The organism is Maribacter sp. 1_MG-2023 (genome assembly GCF_030547005.1).
GTDB lineage: Bacteria > Bacteroidota > Bacteroidia > Flavobacteriales > Flavobacteriaceae > Maribacter.
The window spans coordinates 114,145-133,240 of sequence record NZ_JAUOPN010000003.1; the positions used below are offsets into that span (position 1 = coordinate 114,145).

Genomic DNA, 19,096 nt, shown 5'->3' on the forward strand with positions numbered 1-19,096 from the left:
GAGATTTATTTCTTTGAAAGCGAATAATCTAAACCAGGTCCATCGCACGCCATCCACAGGCTAGAAATCATAGTTGAATTTCTGTACATTAAAAGCTCTTTACTATCACCTGTACAATTACCTGCTAGTTCATTACCGGTTTCAAAATTAAGTTCTAGGTAGTGATTAAGATCATTTTCATATTCTACGACCTCAAAACTACCCGTAGCCTCAACTAGCTCATCACCAATAGTTCTTGATTTTACAAAAGTACCTTCTGGTGAGAAAATATAATATTCTTGCCATTCCATTTCTTCGCCTGTAGTTTCTGAATTTTGAAAACTGCCAGACATTTGAGTTAACTCCCATTTTTGTTCTGAAAATACAAATTGTGTTGACTCTAAACCGAAGTCATCGTCATTAGCACAAGAGGCAAGAAAAACTAGAAACAAGAACAAAAGGGCATATCTTTCCATAGCACGAAGACTTTTAACTAATTACAAGATACCCAACTTAGCAAATAGTTGCGTTAAGGCATTATTAAATTAAAGTCCTATTATTTTGGCATCGACGAAAAAGGTAGAATTTACTTCCAACTCATGGTCCGTACTCATTAATTCATCGGTAACGGTGTTCAATCGTAAACTGAATTCATCACTCTTAATATATTCTTTTAAATCTGCATCTGAGGTATCTAAAGTTATTTTATTACCAGCATCTTCAGGAACTTCGTCTAAACTTGCAATTCTAATTTCTTCTAATCCATCCGCAGAGATATATACCTCTATCGAATTTAAAAAGCTGAAATCAGTACTTTCTGGCGAAATTATAACCAATTCTAATTCGGTCAACTTTATTTCTTCAATAAGGTCTTTTCGGGTATCGTTTACTTCAAAAGTAGATTCTGAATTCGTCTCCATTTCCGCAGTAAATACATCGAAAGGTAAATCAATTACTGCCGAAGAAGGTATGGTAGCGCGTTGGCTATATTCCATATCAAACTTTGTCAACTCATCGAGCTTATCGCAAGCCGTAAATAATGTAAACAAACAGATAACAGCAATACTCTTCTTATACATAATTTGGGGTTTATGCTAACAAACGCTATTATAAAAGAAATATTTAAAAATAGCTACTCTAAATGACGTGCTCTTTCTTAGCGCGTAAAAACAAAAGTCACCTCATCATCTGCAATATCAGGATTGTCTTCATACGTAAGTGTAAGTTGCTCACCTCTAGTTTCGAAAAAGTACACAGATCCGTCAGAAAAATTGATTCTATTAGCTTGTCCGCCATAAAAATGCTCTCCATTTTCTCTAAAAAAAATGTATTCACTTTCATTAGAAACCGTAACCATGGCTCTTCTTGAATCAAAATTAATCGTAGTCAAAGAAAAATCTACATCTTCCCCGAAGCTACAATAACAAGCAACATTTGAAAGTATCCAATCGCCTTCTAAAGCCATATCTTCTATTATGCGATCATCATCACTACAAGAAATAAATAACAAGAACAATACTGCTACAAGTTTCAACTTCATAAAATACAGTCTAAAAAAGATTTATCTATTTAAATACCAATACAAAGTAGTTCTTCTTACCTCTTTGTAACAAAACAAACTTGTCATTGATCAAATCATCCGCTGTAATTAAAAAGTCTTCTTTTACCTTCTCTTTATTCACAGAAATGGAGTTTTGCTTCAATTCTCTTCTTGCCTCACCATTAGAACCTAAAAAGTTGGTTTTAGCTGCCAGTGCACCAATCATATCTAGACCGTCTGTTAACTCAGATTTTGAAAGTTCTGCTTGTGGTACGCCATCAAAAATTTCTAAGAATGTTTTTTCATTCAATCCTTTTAAATTAGACGCTGTAGACTTACCGAACAGAATTTGACTTGCACGTTCTGCATTATCTAAATCATCTTGCGAGTGTACCATAACCGTAATCTCGTCTGCCAATCTTTTTTGAAGTAATCTTAAGTGCGGAGCTTCTGTATGTTCTTTTATTAAATCTTCAATTTCTTGCTGACCTAAAAAGGTAAATATCTTGATGTATTTGTTTGCATCATCATCTGACGTATTCAACCAATATTGGTAGAATTTATATGGTGAAGTTCTTTCTGCATCTAACCAAACGTTACCACCTTCTGTTTTACCGAATTTGGTACCATCTGCCTTTGTTATTAAAGGGCACGTAAGTGCATACCCTTTACCACCGGCTATTCTTCTAATTAATTCTGTACCCGTAGTAATATTGCCCCACTGATCACTACCACCCATTTGAAGGCTACAATTATGTTCTCTGTATAAGTGCAGAAAATCGTACCCTTGAACCAATTGGTAGGTAAATTCAGTAAATGACATACCTTCTTTCGCTTCTGATGAAAGGCGCTTTTTTACAGAGTCTTTAGACATCATGTAATTTACCGTAATATGCTTACCTACGTCTCTAATGAATTCTAAAAAAGAGAAGTCTTTCATCCAGTCATAATTATTGACCAAAACAGCAGCATTTTCTTCATCTCCAGAAAAATCTAAAAAACGAGATAATTGCTCTTTTAAGGCATTTTGATTATGACGAAGTGTTTTCTCGTCAAGTAAATTACGTTCTGCAGATTTACCAGAAGGATCACCGATCATACCTGTCGCTCCACCAATTAAAGCATATGGTTTGTGCCCTGCCAATTGAAAATGGCGAAGCATCATTACCCCTACCAAGTGACCTATATGTAAAGAATCTGCCGTTGGATCTATACCAACATACGCAGACTGCATATTCTCTAATAAATGTTCTTCTGTTCCTGGCATTGCATCATGCAACATTCCGCGCCATTGTAACTCCTTGACAAAATTTGTCATCTCTTCCTGAATTTTAATTGAAATGCAAATATAAATGGAATTCTTGCCAGTACACAGTAGATTAAAGCATGAATTTATCCGCCTGTATTTCCTAAATTTGAATTATGGTACTAGTTACAGGAGGCACGGGTTTGGTGGGGTCGCATTTGCTACTAAAATTAACGATGAACAATACAAAGGTTCGAGCTTTGTATAGAACTGAAGATAAGATTACTCAGATAGAAAAAATCTTCTCTTACTACGCTGACGATTCTGCTTCTTTATTTGCTAGAATCGATTGGGTTCAGGGTGATATTTTAGATATACCTTCTTTAGAAAATGCTTTTGAAAGCATTACCTATGTTTACCACTGTGCCGCTTATATTTCTTTTGACCCGTCAGATTTCAAAAAATTGGAACGTATAAATAGAGAAGGCACCGCTAACATTGTAAATATCTGTATTGCGAACGGTATCAAAAAACTATGTCATGTGAGCACCATTGGCACTATCGGCAGAACGATCACCGATGAACACGCTGATGAAGAAACGGAGTGGACACGACAGAATGCCAACCCGTATGCGATAACAAAGCACCTTGCCGAAATGGAAGTTTGGCGTGGTGCCCAAGAAAATCTTGCGATCGTTATTGTAAACCCGGGAGTGATTCTTGGTCCAGGATTTTGGAATAGCGGTAGTGGTTCTTTCTTCAAAACCGCTTCTAAAGGATATAATTATTACCCACCAGGCGGATCAGGATTTGTAACCGTAAACGACGTCACTATTATTATGATCTCTCTTATGAATTCTGACATTTATAATGAACGTTTTATACTGGTAGCAGAAAACTTGACCTATAAACAGATCTTGACGAAAATTGCATTATCGATGGATAAAAAGCCACCTTCTACATCTTTAAAATTTTGGCAGTTAAATATCGGGAAGTTTGCAGATAAACTTAGAAACCTAATAACCAGAAGCCCAAGAACGATAACAACAAGCACAATCTACGGACTAAAAAACCCTACTACATTCAATAACGAGAAGGTAAAGAAAGCCTTGAATATGGAATTTGAAGACTTAGACGAACAAGTAAAATTTTCTTCGAAGCTTTTTATTTCTGAACACTCTTAGACGATATTGAATCTTTTGTTTTAATATCAATGTTTTTTTTAGATTTCTCCACAAGACTTAAACTATCTCTAATTTTTTTCTCAGCTTCCAATTTTAGACGTTGATCTTCGAGATCAGACTCCACCTTCTTGTACATATTTTCATATCGTAAAGGTTTTGACGCATAATATCTATCGCTATCTACAAACTGGGCACTATCAATTTCAAACTTCTTAAATATGAAAGATGTTGGTTCTACACCATTTTCACGTAGTTTAGAAAGATTCGTCGCTTTTGCAGCATTGACTATTGCCATTTCTTTAATAACCGCCACCATCTTATCTTCTGGTATTAAATTATCTGGCTTTTCTACTAATTCTTCTGCACAAGAAGAAAGTATGAACATTGCTACCACTAAAAATAATAAGTGCTTCATGGCCTATTGAATGTTAGCCTTCTTGCATTTCGTTTTTCAGAAAACTGTCCGTTACTATATCCTAAATGTCCGTTAATGAAAGTATGTATAACCTTAGATGAAAATGTGGTATCCTCAAAAGGCGACCATTTACATTTATAGGCAATATTTTCTTTTGTAACCGTCCAAGAACTATTTAAATCTGCCACTACCAAATCGGCATAATAGCCTTCTCGTATATACCCACGCTTTTCTATCTGAAATAATATTGCAGGGTTATGACACATTTTCTGCACCATTTTCTCTAAAGCAATTTTACCTTCTTTTACCTTCTCCAACATGGCATTTAATGCATGTTGCACTAACGGTCCACCAGAAGGTGCTTTTGTATACACATTGTCTTTTTCTTCCAATAAATGCGGGGCGTGATCAGTAGCAATGACATCTATGCGGTCATCTAACAATGCATCCCAAAGCATATCTCTATCCTTGGCTGTTTTCACTGCAGGGTTCCATTTGATCAACGTTCCTTTCTTTGCATAATCGGCATCAGAAAACCACAGGTGATGTATACATACTTCTGCAGTAATTTTCTTTTGCTCTAACGGAATATCATTGCGGAATAAATCTGTTTCTCTTCCTGTGGATAAATGAAAAACATGTAACCTCGCGCCTGTTTTCTTAGCTAAAGCAATTGCCCTTGATGAAGAAAGATAACAAGCCTCTTCGCTTCTAATAATAGGATGCATAGCAATAGGAATATCATCACCGTACTCTGCCTTATACTTCGCCATGTTTTTACGAATGGTCGTTTCATCTTCGCAATGTGCAGAGATTACCATTTCGGTATTACTGAATATACTTTCAATTACCTTTTCGTCATCGACCAACATATTACCTGTCGATGATCCTAAAAATAATTTGATACCTGAACAGGCATTTTTATCAAGTTTCTTTAATTCTTCAAGATTATCATTGGTACCACCGAATAGAAAAGAATAATTGGCGAATGCAGAATTGGCTGCGGTCGCAAACTTTTCTTCTAATTTTTCTATTGTGGTAGTTTGCGGAGTTGTATTAGGTTGTTCCATAAAAGTGGTAATACCACCAGCGAGCGCTGCCCTACTCTCAGTTGCTATAGTACCTTTATGTGTAAGACCTGGCTCTCTAAAATGAACTTGATCATCTATAACACCAGGTAATATGTGCTTACCTGTTACGTCTATAACCTCAGCATCTGCATCAGATATGTCTTTTCCGATTTTCGCGATAATGTCATCAACAATTAGAATATCACTTTCTTGTGCTACTCCCTCGTTAACTATTATTCCGTTTTTTAATAAAATTTTACCCATAACTAAAACTTATTTTTCAAAAATAGACTTCTAATTTTCATTACAAACACCCCCCAAATAGCTTCACTTATAATCGAAGAACTCATTTTTGATTTACCTAATACCCGATCTCTAAAAATAATAGAAACCTCTTCTATTTTAAAGTGCTTTAGATGCGCCCTAAACTTCATTTCTATTTGAAATGCATAACCTACAAAACGAACTGAATCTAAATCTATAGCTTCTAATACTTTTCTTTTATAACATACAAAACCTGCTGTAGGATCATCTACACGCATACCAGTAATCAGCTTTACATATATTGAAGCACCATATGACAACAACACTCTATGCAGTGGCCAGTTTACAACATTCACCCCTTTTTTATATCGAGAACCCACCGCCAAATCAGCCCCATTCTCACAGGCTTTCAGCAATCTCAATAGATCTGATGGTGTATGTGAAAAATCGGCATCCATTTCAAATATATAATCGTAACCCTTGGCTATCGCCCATTTAAAACCATGAATATATGCGGTACCTAAACCAGATTTCTCTAGTCTAGTTTCTAAAAATAATCTTCCTTTAAACTCTTCTTGAAGGCCGCGAACACAATCTCCTGTTTTATCAGGAGAATTATCATCTACAATAAGCACATGAAATTCTTTCTGCAAATCAAATACCGCACGAATTATAGCCTCTATATTCTCGATTTCGTTATACGTAGGTATGATTACGATACTACTAGACATATGTTATTTATAGGTGTTTCGACAAAAGTAAGGTTTTAATACTCTTCTTAAAATGACCAACAATACCTTTATGAAATTTTTAAACTAGGTAGCTAACCTTAAATTTGTAATTTTGCCATTTAGTAACCTATGCAAATGTTGACTAAAATTCCGAAGCAGTTTTACTTTTTTTTAGCTGCGATATTCATTCTAAATCTTATACAATCTAGTTTTACGCAACTCATTTTTGATGAAGCCTATTACTGGTATTACAGTCAGAACATGGCTTGGGGTTACTTTGACCACCCACCGATGGTGGCGCTGTTAGTGAAAATTAGTAGCTTCTTTTTTAATGGTGAACTCGGTGTTCGTTTCATGAGCTGCGTACTATCTGCTGTCAATATCATTCTTCTTTGGTTGATGATAGACAACCCAAAAAAGAACGATTATATAAAACACTTCTTCGTACTGGTTTTTTCTATGACGCTGCTAAATGCTTATGGATTTTTCACATTACCAGATACACCCTTACTATTTTTTACGAGTTGTTTTTTATTGACCTACAAGTATTTCATTAAAAAACCAACCGCAGCTTTAGCCATAGTGATGGGTATATTTATGGCTGCCTTAATGTACAGTAAGTACCATGCCGTATTGGTCATTTTCTTTGTACTACTGTCAAACCTTAAACTTATTACCAACAAATATGCTTGGCTAGCTGTAGCAGTTGCTTTGTTTTGCTACGTCCCACATTTTTATTGGCTATACGAAAATGACTTTGTATCTATAAAATATCATTTATATGAACGCCCGAACGGTGCATATCGTTTTGAAAAATATACCTTAGGTTTCTTTGTCAATTTGGTTGCCATATTCGGTTTAACCTTTCCGTTTATTTATAAGGCACTATTTAAAACCAAAGGAAACGACTTGTTTAACAAAGCGCTTATCTACTTAACATACGGCGTACTTATTTTCTTTTTTGTTTCTAGTTTTAATAGAAGGGTTCAAACACAATGGATTATTATTGTTTGTATTCCGTTGGTGATTATCGCATTTAACTACATGCTACAAAACAAGCAGGCCTTAACCTGGATTTTCAGATTAGGCCTTATCAATACTGTTTTAATTATTTATTTAAGAATGGGACTTGCCTACCAACCTTTACTTTTTAATTTCTATTACGAAAGTCATGGTAATAAAGAATGGGCAGAGGCTATTGAAGAAGAAATTGGTAATATACCTGTGGTATTTGAAAATTCGTACAGAAATGCCCCTATGTACTCTTTTTACACCGATGCAACACCAACCTTTTCTTTGAACAACTTTATGTATCGAAAAAATCAATATTCAATTGATGGCTCTGAAGAGCAAGTTCGCGGTAAAGATGTGGCTTATGTATCTAAATATGCAAACAACCCTACTTTTACATACACTAGAGAAGATGGTGGTTTGTACAAAGGCAAATACATCGCCAACTTTCAGTCTTACCGAAAACTAGATTGTATTATAGAAGACATTTCTGTTGCTTTGAACTCTGAAGAAAGTACTGAACTTAAAGTCTACAATCCATACCAAGAAGATATAGATCTTAAAAAACTGAAATTTGCAGTCAGTTATTTGGATGATTATAAAATCCCCATTGAGACACTGCAAATGACTCCAAAATCTACCCAAACAGGCATCACATTCTTAAAGCAACAAGACACTACTCGTTTTATAATTCAACTGCCTAAAACAAAAAAGGAAAACATTGGTTACTTTAGAGTAGTTATTTCTGAGAACGATCTTTTATACGGTCTAAACGGAAAAACAATTCCTATTAAATAATGGAACCTATTGCAAGAACTTTTGAGCAAACTGATTGGATCACCATAACACTTATGGTCAGCTTGCTGTTCCCCTTAATTGCAAAAAGCATCTATTATACCCGTTTTTTAAACTTCATTATTCTTCCTTTTAACAACAAGTACATTACGATGTATACGAAGAAAGAAAAGCTGTTTAATTGGTTTCATTTTCAAATAAGCGTGTTTCAAATCATAAATACAACCTTATTTATTTTTTTTATTTGGCGTTCGTATCTAAACCCTACCGAAGCAAAAAACCCCTATATTTTTCCTTTACTTCTTGCAGGTGTTTTCTTATTTATAACTGCGAAAACAATGGCGCAATTGTTCAACGCATTCATATTTAATTCATACAACACCTTTAATGAGTTGATTTTTAAGAAACTAACCTACCTGAACTATGCAGGCATTGTTCTTTTTATTGCTAATATATTTTTAGCCTATGTTTTTATTGACTCACAAATCGTAATTATTATTGCCCTAATTATGTTTTTCGTTATTAATATAATTGGTTGGTTAACAGTCCTCAGGAATTATCAAAAATTTATAAGCACCTATTTTTTCTATTTTATTTTGTACCTTTGCGCACTCGAAATTGCACCCTTAGTTATTATGGGAAGCTTTCTAAAATAGTGCAGCATATGAAAGTAAAAACGATTTTGGTCTCTCAACCTGAGCCGAAAATGGAAAACTCCCCCTATTCCAAGCTTATTGACAAAGAGAAAGTAAAGGTTGATTTTAGACCATTTATTCATGTAGAAGGAGTTGACGCAAAAACAGTGCGACAGCAAAAGATAGATTTGAATGATTTTACCGCGATTATATTAACAAGCAGAAATGCAGTAGACCACTTCTTTAGAATCGCAGACGAAATGCGCTTTAAAGTGCCAGATTCTATGAAATATTTCTGTCAATCTGAAGCGGTAGCCTATTACCTTCAAAAATACGTCGTCTACAGAAAACGTAAAATTTACGTTGGGAAAAGATTATTTACAGATCTAGTACCATTGATCAAGAAATATAAGGATGAAAAATTCTTACTTCCTTCTTCAGATGTACTTAAACAAGATGTACCTGATACTTTAGATTCTTTAAGCATCAATTGGAAAAGAGCCATTTTTTACAAAACTGTAATTAGTGACCTTTCTGATCTAAGAAATGTATACTATGACATTTTGGTATTTTTTAGTCCGTCTGGCATTGAATCCTTATTACAGAATTTTCCAGATTTCGATCAAAAGGAAACTAGAATAGCTGTTTTCGGCAACTCCACAGTAGATGCAGCAACAGGTGCTGGCTTGCGTATAGATATTAAAGCACCAACGCCTGAGACACCATCTATGACGATGGCATTACAGAAATATATTATGAGTGTAAATAAATAATACGCTCAAATAACTTTATATAAAAAAAGCCTTGCAATGCAAGGCTTTTTTATTGTCTTAAAATGCGTACCGTTGCGGTCCGCCTCTTCTTATTTCTTCACTGGCATAACTTTCAAACTTTTTAAAGTTTTCTCTAAAGGCATTTGTCAATTTAAATGCAGTAGTGTAATATTTCTCATCATCGTTCCAAGTTGCTCTAGGACTCAATACTGACGTTGGCACACCAGGACACTCTCTAGGTTGTGCAACACCAAATACGGAATGTATATGATACTTATCGTATGAATACAAACCTAAATCACCGTTTAAGGCTGCTGTAATCATTGCTCTAGTATACTTTAATTTCATACGAGTTCCAATTCCGTAAGGTCCACCTGTCCAACCTGTATTTACAAGCCATACATCCACACCAGATTCTTTCATTTTCTTACTCAACATTTCAGCATACTTTGTTGGGTGCAATGGCATAAATGGCGCACCGAAACATGCAGAAAATGATGGTACCGGCTCTACAACACCTGCCTCTGTACCTGCTACCTTAGCAGTATAACCAGAAATAAAGTGATACGCAGCCTGACTAGGAGTAAGCTTTGATATTGGAGGCAGCACACCAAATGCATCGGCAGTTAAAAAGAAGATGTTCTTTACATTCTTACCAATAGATGGTTGTTGAATGTTATCAATATGGTGAATTGGGTAACTAACTCTTGTATTTTGTGTAATTGAAGTGTCGGCAAAATCTACATTGCCCTTATCATCTAATACAACATTTTCTAATATTGCTCCTGGCTTAATAGCCCCGTAAATTTCTGGCTCTTGCTCTTCAGATAAATTGATAACCTTCGCATAACAACCACCTTCAAAATTGAAAACGGTGTTTCTACTTGTCCAACCATGCTCGTCATCACCTATTAATTTTCTATTAGGATCTGTTGACAAGGTTGTTTTCCCTGTTCCTGACAATCCAAAAAAGATTGCGGTATCACCATCTTCACCGATATTAGAAGAACAGTGCATTGGCAAAGTCTCTTTGTATACTGGTAAAATAAAGTTTAAGGCAGAAAAAATTCCTTTTTTGATTTCCCCTGTATATCCTGTCCCTCCAATTAATGCAATTTTATCGGTAAAGTTTAAGATTGCAAAATTATGTTGTCTTGTACCGTCTACCTCTGCATCAGCCATAAAGCCCGGTGCATTGATTACCGTCCACTCTGGGGTGAAATCTTTTAACTCTTCCTTGGTAGGGCGCAAAAACATATTATAAGCAAACATATTCGACCAAGGATACTCATTGATAACCCTAATGTTCAGTTTATAATCTTCATCTGCACACGCATAACTATCTCTAACAAAAAGTTCTTTTTCGTTTAAATAAGAAATAACCTTAGTGTATAGTGCATCAAATTTTTCCTTTTCAAACGGAATATTAATGTCTCCCCACCAGACTTTGTCTTTTGTGATATCATCTTTTACAATAAATCTATCTTTAGGGGATCTACCTGTAAATTCACCAGTATTTACCGCAAGTGTTCCATTGCTGGTTTCAACTCCCATATCCATTTCTAGAGTGGCTTTCTGAAGTTCTTCTGGTGTTTCCTGATAATGAAAATTGGCGTGTGTAATCCCGTAATTTTTAAGGGATATGGTATTCGCATTTGTCATTGAGCTTTTCATGCTTTAGAAAATTTGTTCGTGTAAAACTAAAAAAATAAAAGCTGAACCACTGATTTTCAGAGCTCAATTAGCGCCATTTCTCGTCGAAATACGAATTCAATTAAAGAATCATTGTAAATGAAAAATATTCGCAGACACTTTATCCCTTTTAATACACATTATAAAGGAATAACGTATTTTAAATACATTATTGCTATTTTACATGTGTAATTTTAAGAAATAAATAAAAAAACAGTCTATTTTTTAAACCATAATTTTTACTATACATTGAAATAATCAGCTGTTTTTGTAGCTAAAAGCAGCGCTGCGTGCTTCATATTATAATCAAGATCCTTACTGTCATCTTGAATTTCAAATACATCAAAAATACCTCTCTCCAGTAATGCCTCTTTAGAAATTTCTAATGATCCACAAATAGCTATTACAGGCAGTTGGTATCTTTTACCCAAATTAAGTATCCCTTGTAATAATTTACCGTTTAATGTTTGCTCATCAATTCTACCTTCACCGGTTATGATGTAATCAAATTTCTCTCGAGCCAATAATTTATGTACATCCGATAGTTCTAAAATGAAATCAATTCCGCTTAACATTTCTGCATCAAAAAAAGATTTTAATCCAAAGGCTGTTCCTCCCGCTGCACCTGCACCTGGTAATTCTCCGTTATTAACTTTGTATTTCTCAGAAACCACGGCATCTAAATTTCTAAGTCCCTTATCTAAATCTTCAATAATAACATCTGTAGCTCCCTTTTGCCTGGCATACACATAAGACGCTCCATTTTCGCCGAATAACGGATTGGTAACATCATTAACCGCATAAAAATTTGCCTGCTTCACGTTATCTGAAACAGCCGAATCATCGATACTATGTATTAATTGCAAACTAGACCCTATGGGCGCCAACTCTTCTCCTTTATCATTATAGAAAACATAGCCCAATGCCTGTGCTATACCAATACCACCGTCATTTGTGGCACTACCCCCTAGACCTATAAAAATATGTTCAACTCCTTTATCTATGGCATCTTTAATCTGTAAGCCTGTACCATATGTAGACGTTAACATTGGATTTCGTTCATCTGGCTTCAGCAACTCCATACCCGAAGTATTTGCCAATTCTATATAAGCAGATTTAGTTTTCTGATTATATAGATAGTATGATTGAATTAACCTACCTAACGGATTTTCACTAATTACCTGCATAGCAATGCATGGTCTATAGCTTGCCACGGCATTCATAAAACCATCACCACCATCTGATGCTTTTATGAAATGAGAAGTAAAAGAAACACCCGATTTCTCTACACCCGAAATAAAAGCCTTCGTAAAAGCTTCACTGGTTAGCGATCCTTTAAATTTATCTGGTATAAGTAATAGCTTCATTTATTTGAATTTGTCGGGGAAACTATTTATTGAAATATCCCATAACTCTGGGAGAACAAAATATACGAAAAAGGTTAATATAATGATAGAAATAATATTCATAAAGAATCCTTTGCCCACCATATCAGGAATTCTCAGGTACCCAGAACCAAAAACTACAGCATTTGGTGGCGTGGCTACCGGCAACATAAAAGCGCATGATGCCGCGACCGCGGCGCCTACCATTAATACGAACGGGTGAACATCTATTGTTAACGCCATTGGCGCCAAAACAGGTAACAACATTGCCGTTGTTGCCAAATTCGAGGTTATTTCGGTTAAGAAGTTTACCGCAGCTATCAACACTAATATTAAAACAATTATAGGCAAACCAGCTAATGTTGTCATTTGACTACCGATCCAAACTGCCAAACCACTAACTTCAAATCCTTTTGCCAATGCCATACCGCCGCCGAACAAGAGAATAATTCCCCAAGGCATTTTTACCGCTTCTTCCCAATTTATAATTTGCTCTCCTTTATTCTTTGAAGGGATCAAGAACAATACAATGGCAAAAAATATAGCTATAATGGTATCATCTAAACCAGGTAATATTTTTTGTAATAGAAACGAACGCGTGATCCAACAGAATGCCGTTAATGCGAATACAAATGCTACTACCTTCTCTTCATATGATATTTTACCAAGATTAGACAATAGCCGTTGTATTTCTTGTTTTCCTCCCGGGAAGGATCTCTGTTTAAACTGAAAGGCATATTTGGTCAAGTATTTCCAACATATAAAAATTAAAATGATAGATATAGGCAACCCGAACGCGAACCATTGTATAAAGGTAATTTCATAACCATAGGTATCGAGTACTACACCGGCTAAAACCAAATTTGGCGGAGTACCTATTAATGTCGCCACACCACCAATAGAAGCACTATAGGCGATTGCCAGCATTAACGCTTTACCAAAAGTTTTGTTTTCATCTTCTACCGTGTCAGAATTATCTTCTAATTGTTTAATTATCGCCAAGCCAATGGGCAGCATCATTACGGCAGTTGCCGTATTAGATATCCACATCGATAAAAATGCAGTTGCCATCATAAAGCCCAGAATTATCTTTCGAACATCTGACCCAATAAAATTGATAATATTCAATGCTATTCTTCTATGTAGATTCCATTTTTCTATGGCAATGGCAATTATGAATCCTCCCATATATAGAAATACATACTTGTGACCAAAAGAGCCAGAGGTTGATGATAGATTTAACCCACCTGATAGCGGAAACAGCACTAATGGCAACAAAGCTGTTACTGCAATAGGTATCGCTTCGGTGATCCACCAAATGGCGATCCAAGCTGTAGAAGCTAATACTGCATTGGCTTGCTCTGAAAGTCCGACCGGATGAAAAAAGAAAAGAATTAGTATAAATGAAAGCGGACCCAAGACTAGTCCTAATAATTTAGTCTTACTCATAAAATTGCCATTATAGCATGAAAATACGCTATTTAATTCTCAATTTTAGATTTCATAATTCCGAAACCCATCATTGCCCAAGCTGCAATTAAAAATAAACCACCGATAGGGGTAACAATACCTAATACCTTAAAATCGAATGCCACCAAAGAATTCAATGCTAACAGGTAAATGGAAAAAGAAAATAGCACCACACCAACTACCGTACAGATATAAATAGCTTTTTTAGACTTCAATAAGCCTTTAGGCAATAACCCAAGTGCAAACAGAAAAAATGCATGGTACATTTGGTACCGAACTCCCGTTTCAAATGTAGCTACCGCTTGTTCATCCACTAAATTTTTTAACCCGTGCGCACCAAACGCACCTAGCACTACCGCCAGCATTCCAAACAGGCACGCTGTACCTAAAATTGTTTTTTTCATAACTTTTTCTATAACTTTCTTTATAAATGTAACAATTTGATACCTTAGTAAATCGTTAGTAATCAAAAATACTGAAATCGAATGATGCGAAAAATTCTTGTTATAGGCGCAGGTAAATCAACCTCTTACTTATTAGATTATCTTTTAGGTAAATCTGAAACCGAAAATTTAGAGATTACCATTGGTGATATCAACCCTGCCGCAATTTCCCCTTCGATTGCCAATCACAAACATTGCAACGTTATAAAACTCGATATTTTTGAAGAAACGGCAAGGCAAAAGGCTATTGAAAGCTCAGACATTGTTATCTCTATGCTTCCTGCCCGTTTTCATATAAAGGTTGCAGAAGATTGTGTTCGCCTTAAAAAGCATTTGGTTACAGCCTCATATGTAAGTCCAGAATTACTGGCTCTTGACAAAGAAGTAAAAGAAGCGGGTTTAATATTCATGAACGAAATAGGGTTAGATCCCGGCGTAGACCACATGAGTGCCATGCAGGTGATCGACCGTATTCGTGATAAAGGTGGTAAAATAATTTTGTTCGAATCTTTTTGTGGTGGACTCGTTGCTCCTGAATACGATAACAATCTTTGGAATTATAAGTTTACCTGGAACCCAAGAAACGTAGTGCTTGCCGGTCAAGGTGGTACCGCTAAATTCTTACAAGAAGGCACCTATAAATACATACCTTACCACCGTTTGTTTAGACGTACCGAATTCTTTGAAATTGAAGGATATGGTCGTTTTGAAGGATATGCCAATCGCGATTCTTTAAACTACAGAGATGCTTATAAATTACAAGATGCCTTAACCATATACAGAGGTACCATGCGTCGTGTAGGATTTTCGAAAGCATGGAATATGTTTATTCAATTAGGTGCTACCGACGATACGTATGCAATCGAAAACTCTGACAAAATGAGTTATCGTGAATTCATTAATCTTTTCCTTCCTTATTCCCCAACCGATTCTGTGGAATTGAAACTTAGGCATTACCTGAAATTGGATCAAGATGATATCCGTTGGGATAAATTATTGGAACTGAACATTTTTGACCAGACCAAGCTAATAGGCATACCAAACGCCACGCCAGCACAAGCACTTCAAAAAATTCTTGAAGATAGCTGGACACTTAAAACCGAAGAGAAAGATATGATTGTTATGTATCATAAATTTGGTTACGAATTAAACGGTGAAAAAAAACAAATAGACTCTAAACTGGTAGTCACAGGCGAAAACCAAACGTTTACCGCAATGGCAAAAACTGTAGGTTTACCAGTAGCCATGGCAGCTTTAAAAATATTGAACGGCGATATTACTACCCCAGGCGTACAGATACCTATTACCAAAGAAGTGTACGAACCTATATTAAAGGAACTAGAGAGTTACGGTGTCAATTTTAAAGAATACGAAATACCATATTTAGGCTATAATCCTAATTCTGTAGTCAACTAGCGCTTTTTAACTATCATTTTGAAACCAATTAAGTACATTTATGTTTTAAACCCTCATTGAGGGCTTAATTGTTCGAGGTTTGCCTCGAAATGATATATTGATAGACAAACCTCGTACCCTTGGGTCGAGGTTATTGATTTGAAAAAACATGAAAACACCGACTTCTTTGGCTAAAATTGATGGTATAGATAAAAAAATCTTGCGATTTCTAATGGAAGACGCCCGTAAACCGGTACTTGAAATTGCAAGAAGTATTGGAATATCTGGCGCAGCCATACATCAACGTTTAAGAAAACTAGAAGCATCAGGACTACTATCTGGCTCTAAGTTCATTGTCAATCCTAAATCATTAGGATATACTACCATGGCATATATTGGCATTTACTTAGACAAAGCAATGAGCAACCCAATGGCGGTAAAACAGCTAGAGAAAATTCCTGAAGTATTGGAATGCCACTACACCACCGGTAACTGGTCTATCCTCATAAAAGTATTATGTAGAGATAACGAACACTTAATGCAGGTACTTAACAAAGAAATACAAGCTATAGAAGGGGTTTCAAGAACAGAAACCTTTATTTCATTAGCACAACAAATTGATAGACAAATAAGTATATAAAAAAACCTTCCCATCTTGGAAGGTTTTTTTACTCGATACTAACAGCAGCTTAATCTCTACCACCAAAAACTTGAAGTCCCCAGTACACCAAAGTTGCCAATGAACCAATTGCGGCTACCAAATAAGTACGTGCAGCCCATTTTAATGCATCTTCAGAACCCTCATATTCTTGAGGAGTAACTATATGCTTATTCTTTAGCCATGCTAATGCTCTATTACTAGCGTCATATTCTACAGGTAAAGTAACAAAACTAAATAAAGTTGCCATACCCATCATTACCAAACCAGCGACAGCTACCCAATAACCGAAGCCTACACCAGCAGCGGCACCTAATGCCAAACCACCAAATACGACCCACATAGACATGCTAGATGTTACACTAACTACAGGCACCAATTTTGAACGTAAGCCCAACCATTGATATGCCTCTGCATGTTGTACAGCATGACCACATTCGTGAGCCGCAACTGCAGCTGCCGAAGCATTTCTTTGATTATAAACGCCCTCACTTAAATTCACTGTCTTATTAGCAGGATTGTAATGATCCGTAAGCATACCAGGTGTAGAAACAACTTTTACATCTCTAATACCATGATCTGCCAACATTTTTTCAGCAATCTCAGCACCGCTCATTCCGTTTTGTAAATGAACTTTTGAATAGAACTTGAACTTACTCTTTAATTTACTACTTACTAACCAGCTGACTAAAGCAATCGCCCCAATCAGTATATAATATCCCATCATAACTTTTCAATTTTTAAATCGATTAAATATACTAAAGATCCTTACTTTTTAAGAATCTATTTATATAAAAGCAAAAACCCCGCCAAATTTCTTTTCAGAACTGGCGAGGTCTATTATACTGACAGAATGTATTGATTAAGCAACTATTTCTTCCCAACCAAAGGCTTCAATAATTTCTTGAAGCACTATTTTTCCTTTTACTATATTCAATCCTTTGTTTAAAGATGCATCTTTCTCACAAGCCGCTTCCCAACCTAAATTTGCTAATTTCAAAGCAAAAGGTAAAGTTACATTGGTCAACGCCATTGTCGATGTATAAGGCACTGCACCTGGCATATTTGCAACGGAATAATGAACAACATCATCTATAATATAAATAGGGTCTTCATGCGTGGTAGGCTTGGTTGTTTCTACACATCCGCCTTGATCCACAGCAACATCAACGATTACGGTACCAGGCCTCATTTCTTTCAACATGTCTCTTGTAATCAAATTAGGAGCTTTAGCTCCTTTCAATAAAACACCACCAATGATAAGATCATGTGTTTTTATAAGTCTTCTGATATTAAATTCATTTGAAAATTCAGTAACTACATGTGGTGGCATTACATCGTTGGCATAGCGCAAACGCTTCATGTTTACATCTAAGATAGTTACGTGAGCACCTAAACCTGCTGCCATTTTAGCAGCTTGTATACCCACTACACCTGCACCTAAGACTAAAACTTTACCGGGAGCCACACCTGGCACCCCACCTAATAATACACCACGACCTTTTACAGGTTTCTCTAAATATTTGGCACCTTGCTGAATTGCCATTCTACCAGCTACTTCTGACATTGGCGTTAAAAGAGGCAAAGTACCTTCTTCATCTTCTACCGTTTCATAAGCGATACAAACCGCTTTTTGCTTGATCATAGCTTTTGTCAATGCCTCACTAGATGCAAAATGGAAATAGGTAAAAAGTATTTGACCTTCTTGAATTAAATTATATTCTTCTTCTATAGGCTCTTTTACTTTTACAATCATTTCGCTCATTGCATATACCTGACCAATAGTATCTAGTATAATAGCACCTGCTTGTTGATAATCTTGATTGAAAAAACCACTGCCTTCACCAGCATCTGACTGGACATATACTTTGTGGTTGTTCTTTACCAATTCGAAAACCCCACCAGGTGTCATACCTACCCTGCTTTCATTGTTTTTAATTTCTTTTGGAATACCAACAATCATGATTTATCATTTTATGTTATACTGCAAAATTGAAACTAATTATGCAGATAACAAACAATAATTCGATAAAACGTAGGGGTTGGTTGGTAAAAATATATAATTACGAGTTTGCACCCCTATAATATTAGGGGGTATACTGTTATTTGTACTTTAATTTCATTAAAACCATTAAAATTAGAAGGGCCGATGTAATTCCATTTGCTAAAATAACAGGCAGACTATTTATAAATACTCCATAAACCAACCAAAGCAAAACCCCTATTAACAAAACAGTATACATAGTAAGGGAAATATCTTCAACAGATTTATTTTTCCACGTTTTATATACTTGTGGCACAAATGCCGCTGTGGTTAAAGTAGCTGCGATCAAACCTAAGATTTCGACACTGTCCATATTTTCATATTTTACAACTGCATAAGCAAACCTAACAAACAAGAAGAGGCGAT

Annotated in this window: 20 protein-coding genes; 6 read left to right on the top strand and 14 right to left on the bottom strand. The window is 35.7% G+C overall.

The window, feature by feature from the left end; translation table 11 throughout:
* Nucleotides 1-5 precede the first annotated feature (5 nt).
* The 4 genes from Q4500_RS05025 to tyrS form a co-directional block, all read right to left on the bottom strand.
* The gene (locus Q4500_RS05025) at nt 6-455 is read right to left on the bottom strand and encodes a hypothetical protein (protein WP_303598637.1); all 450 of its coding nucleotides are present in this window, start codon (nt 453-455) and stop codon (nt 6-8) included.
* 69 nt (nt 456-524) lie between these two features.
* Nucleotides 525-1,058, bottom strand: coding sequence for a hypothetical protein (locus Q4500_RS05030; RefSeq protein ID WP_303598638.1), 534 nt, complete (start codon nt 1,056-1,058; stop codon nt 525-527).
* A 77-nt stretch (nt 1,059-1,135) separates the two neighbouring features.
* Nucleotides 1,136-1,519 carry a hypothetical protein gene (locus Q4500_RS05035; RefSeq protein ID WP_303598639.1) on the bottom strand — a complete coding sequence of 128 codons (384 nt, stop codon included), beginning with the start codon at nt 1,517-1,519 and terminating at the stop codon, nt 1,136-1,138.
* Between the two features lie 25 nt (nt 1,520-1,544).
* On the bottom strand, nt 1,545-2,837 hold the full coding sequence (tyrS, locus tag Q4500_RS05040; RefSeq protein WP_303598640.1) for a tyrosine--tRNA ligase: 1,293 nt from the start codon (nt 2,835-2,837) through the stop codon (nt 1,545-1,547).
* Nucleotides 2,838-2,941: 104 nt separating this feature from the next.
* On the opposite strand from tyrS, the gene Q4500_RS05045 reads away from it, so the two are divergent.
* Nucleotides 2,942-3,949, top strand: a complete 1,008-nt coding sequence (locus Q4500_RS05045; RefSeq protein WP_303598641.1) for an NAD-dependent epimerase/dehydratase family protein — start codon at nt 2,942-2,944, stop codon at nt 3,947-3,949.
* Here the strand turns inward: Q4500_RS05045 and Q4500_RS05050 are convergent.
* The 3 genes from Q4500_RS05050 to Q4500_RS05060 are packed head-to-tail and all read right to left on the bottom strand — an operon-like array spanning nt 3,930 to nt 6,429.
* Nucleotides 3,930-4,364 carry a DUF4296 domain-containing protein gene (locus Q4500_RS05050; protein ID WP_303598642.1) on the bottom strand — a complete coding sequence of 145 codons (435 nt, stop codon included), beginning with the start codon at nt 4,362-4,364 and terminating at the stop codon, nt 3,930-3,932. The genes Q4500_RS05045 and Q4500_RS05050 overlap by 20 nt on opposite strands.
* Nucleotides 4,361-5,698: a dihydroorotase gene (locus Q4500_RS05055; RefSeq protein ID WP_303598643.1), complete on the bottom strand. Its 1,338-nt coding sequence runs from the start codon at nt 5,696-5,698 to the stop codon at nt 4,361-4,363. Before Q4500_RS05055 ends, Q4500_RS05050 begins: the two co-directional genes overlap by 4 nt.
* A 2-nt stretch (nt 5,699-5,700) precedes the next feature.
* Nucleotides 5,701-6,429 carry a polyprenol monophosphomannose synthase gene (locus tag Q4500_RS05060; RefSeq protein WP_303598644.1) on the bottom strand — a complete coding sequence of 243 codons (729 nt, stop codon included), beginning with the start codon at nt 6,427-6,429 and terminating at the stop codon, nt 5,701-5,703.
* Between the two features lie 135 nt (nt 6,430-6,564).
* Between Q4500_RS05060 and Q4500_RS05065 the strand changes: the two genes are divergently transcribed.
* From Q4500_RS05065 to Q4500_RS05075, 3 genes are read left to right on the top strand one after another with little or no spacing between them, the layout of a single operon-like run.
* Nucleotides 6,565-8,238: a glycosyltransferase family 39 protein gene (locus tag Q4500_RS05065; protein ID WP_303598645.1), complete on the top strand. Its 1,674-nt coding sequence runs from the start codon at nt 6,565-6,567 to the stop codon at nt 8,236-8,238.
* A 53-nt stretch (nt 8,239-8,291) separates the two neighbouring features.
* Complete coding sequence (locus tag Q4500_RS05070) at nt 8,292-8,891, top strand: DUF4271 domain-containing protein (RefSeq protein ID WP_303598823.1); 600 nt, start codon at nt 8,292-8,294, stop codon at nt 8,889-8,891.
* An 8-nt stretch (nt 8,892-8,899) separates the two neighbouring features.
* Entirely contained in the window at nt 8,900-9,643 is a 744-nt protein-coding gene (locus tag Q4500_RS05075) for a uroporphyrinogen-III synthase (protein WP_073243700.1), read from the top strand.
* 57 nt (nt 9,644-9,700) lie between these two features.
* Here the strand turns inward: Q4500_RS05075 and pckA are convergent, their stop codons facing one another.
* From pckA to Q4500_RS05095, 4 genes are all read right to left on the bottom strand, one after another.
* Complete coding sequence (gene pckA, locus Q4500_RS05080; protein ID WP_303598647.1) at nt 9,701-11,317, bottom strand: phosphoenolpyruvate carboxykinase (ATP); 1,617 nt, start codon at nt 11,315-11,317, stop codon at nt 9,701-9,703.
* 260 nt (nt 11,318-11,577) lie between these two features.
* Nucleotides 11,578-12,702, bottom strand: coding sequence for a glycerate kinase (locus Q4500_RS05085; protein WP_303598648.1), 1,125 nt, complete (start codon nt 12,700-12,702; stop codon nt 11,578-11,580).
* Complete coding sequence (locus tag Q4500_RS05090) at nt 12,703-14,169, bottom strand: DASS family sodium-coupled anion symporter (RefSeq protein WP_303598649.1); 1,467 nt, start codon at nt 14,167-14,169, stop codon at nt 12,703-12,705. It abuts the gene before it with no gap.
* Nucleotides 14,170-14,201: 32 nt separating this feature from the next.
* A complete protein-coding gene (locus tag Q4500_RS05095) occupies nt 14,202-14,594 on the bottom strand; it encodes a DUF423 domain-containing protein (protein WP_303598650.1) in 393 nt (130 codons plus the stop codon).
* An 81-nt stretch (nt 14,595-14,675) separates the two neighbouring features.
* Between Q4500_RS05095 and Q4500_RS05100 the strand changes: the two genes are divergently transcribed.
* Nucleotides 14,676-16,049 (top strand): saccharopine dehydrogenase family protein, encoded by a 1,374-nt coding sequence (locus tag Q4500_RS05100; RefSeq protein WP_303598651.1) that lies wholly within the window; start codon nt 14,676-14,678, stop codon nt 16,047-16,049.
* A gap of 148 nt (nt 16,050-16,197) precedes the next feature.
* Nucleotides 16,198-16,668 carry an Lrp/AsnC ligand binding domain-containing protein gene (locus Q4500_RS05105; protein ID WP_027065872.1) on the top strand — a complete coding sequence of 157 codons (471 nt, stop codon included), beginning with the start codon at nt 16,198-16,200 and terminating at the stop codon, nt 16,666-16,668.
* A 49-nt stretch (nt 16,669-16,717) separates the two neighbouring features.
* Here Q4500_RS05105 and Q4500_RS05110 read toward each other — a convergent pair whose 3' ends face one another.
* The 3 genes from Q4500_RS05110 to Q4500_RS05120 form a co-directional block, all read right to left on the bottom strand.
* Entirely contained in the window at nt 16,718-17,413 is a 696-nt protein-coding gene (locus tag Q4500_RS05110) for a zinc metallopeptidase (RefSeq protein WP_303598652.1), read from the bottom strand.
* Nucleotides 17,414-17,548: 135 nt separating this feature from the next.
* Complete coding sequence (ald, locus tag Q4500_RS05115; protein WP_282075114.1) at nt 17,549-18,649, bottom strand: alanine dehydrogenase; 1,101 nt, start codon at nt 18,647-18,649, stop codon at nt 17,549-17,551.
* Between the two features lie 139 nt (nt 18,650-18,788).
* The gene (locus Q4500_RS05120; RefSeq protein ID WP_282048472.1) at nt 18,789-19,043 is read right to left on the bottom strand and encodes a SemiSWEET family sugar transporter; all 255 of its coding nucleotides are present in this window, start codon (nt 19,041-19,043) and stop codon (nt 18,789-18,791) included.
* Nucleotides 19,044-19,096: the final 53 nt, after the last annotated feature.

Excerpts from the sequence above, each read along its gene's own strand:
- Q4500_RS05090 (WP_303598649.1), bottom strand. The coding sequence starts at position 14,169 with ATGAGTAAGACTAAATTATTAGGACTAGTCTTGGGTCCGCTTTCATTT.
- Q4500_RS05075 (WP_073243700.1), top strand. The coding sequence starts at position 8,900 with ATGAAAGTAAAAACGATTTTGGTCTCTCAACCTGAGCCGAAAATGGAA.
- ald (WP_282075114.1), bottom strand. The coding sequence starts at position 18,649 with ATGATTGTTGGTATTCCAAAAGAAATTAAAAACAATGAAAGCAGGGTA.
- Q4500_RS05055 (WP_303598643.1), bottom strand. The coding sequence starts at position 5,698 with ATGGGTAAAATTTTATTAAAAAACGGAATAATAGTTAACGAGGGAGTA.
- Q4500_RS05095 (WP_303598650.1), bottom strand. The coding sequence starts at position 14,594 with ATGAAAAAAACAATTTTAGGTACAGCGTGCCTGTTTGGAATGCTGGCG.
- Q4500_RS05050 (WP_303598642.1), bottom strand. The coding sequence starts at position 4,364 with ATGAAGCACTTATTATTTTTAGTGGTAGCAATGTTCATACTTTCTTCT.
- Q4500_RS05070 (WP_303598823.1), top strand. The coding sequence starts at position 8,292 with ATGGTCAGCTTGCTGTTCCCCTTAATTGCAAAAAGCATCTATTATACC.
- Q4500_RS05045 (WP_303598641.1), top strand. The coding sequence starts at position 2,942 with ATGGTACTAGTTACAGGAGGCACGGGTTTGGTGGGGTCGCATTTGCTA.
- Q4500_RS05060 (WP_303598644.1), bottom strand. The coding sequence starts at position 6,429 with ATGTCTAGTAGTATCGTAATCATACCTACGTATAACGAAATCGAGAAT.
- Q4500_RS05120 (WP_282048472.1), bottom strand. The coding sequence starts at position 19,043 with ATGGACAGTGTCGAAATCTTAGGTTTGATCGCAGCTACTTTAACCACA.
- Q4500_RS05035 (WP_303598639.1), bottom strand. The coding sequence starts at position 1,519 with ATGAAGTTGAAACTTGTAGCAGTATTGTTCTTGTTATTTATTTCTTGT.
- Q4500_RS05100 (WP_303598651.1), top strand. The coding sequence starts at position 14,676 with ATGATGCGAAAAATTCTTGTTATAGGCGCAGGTAAATCAACCTCTTAC.
- Q4500_RS05025 (WP_303598637.1), bottom strand. The coding sequence starts at position 455 with ATGGAAAGATATGCCCTTTTGTTCTTGTTTCTAGTTTTTCTTGCCTCT.
- Q4500_RS05030 (WP_303598638.1), bottom strand. The coding sequence starts at position 1,058 with ATGTATAAGAAGAGTATTGCTGTTATCTGTTTGTTTACATTATTTACG.
- Q4500_RS05105 (WP_027065872.1), top strand. The coding sequence starts at position 16,198 with ATGAAAACACCGACTTCTTTGGCTAAAATTGATGGTATAGATAAAAAA.
- Q4500_RS05085 (WP_303598648.1), bottom strand. The coding sequence starts at position 12,702 with ATGAAGCTATTACTTATACCAGATAAATTTAAAGGATCGCTAACCAGT.
- tyrS (WP_303598640.1), bottom strand. The coding sequence starts at position 2,837 with ATGACAAATTTTGTCAAGGAGTTACAATGGCGCGGAATGTTGCATGAT.
- Q4500_RS05065 (WP_303598645.1), top strand. The coding sequence starts at position 6,565 with ATGTTGACTAAAATTCCGAAGCAGTTTTACTTTTTTTTAGCTGCGATA.
- Q4500_RS05110 (WP_303598652.1), bottom strand. The coding sequence starts at position 17,413 with ATGATGGGATATTATATACTGATTGGGGCGATTGCTTTAGTCAGCTGG.
- pckA (WP_303598647.1), bottom strand. The coding sequence starts at position 11,317 with ATGAAAAGCTCAATGACAAATGCGAATACCATATCCCTTAAAAATTAC.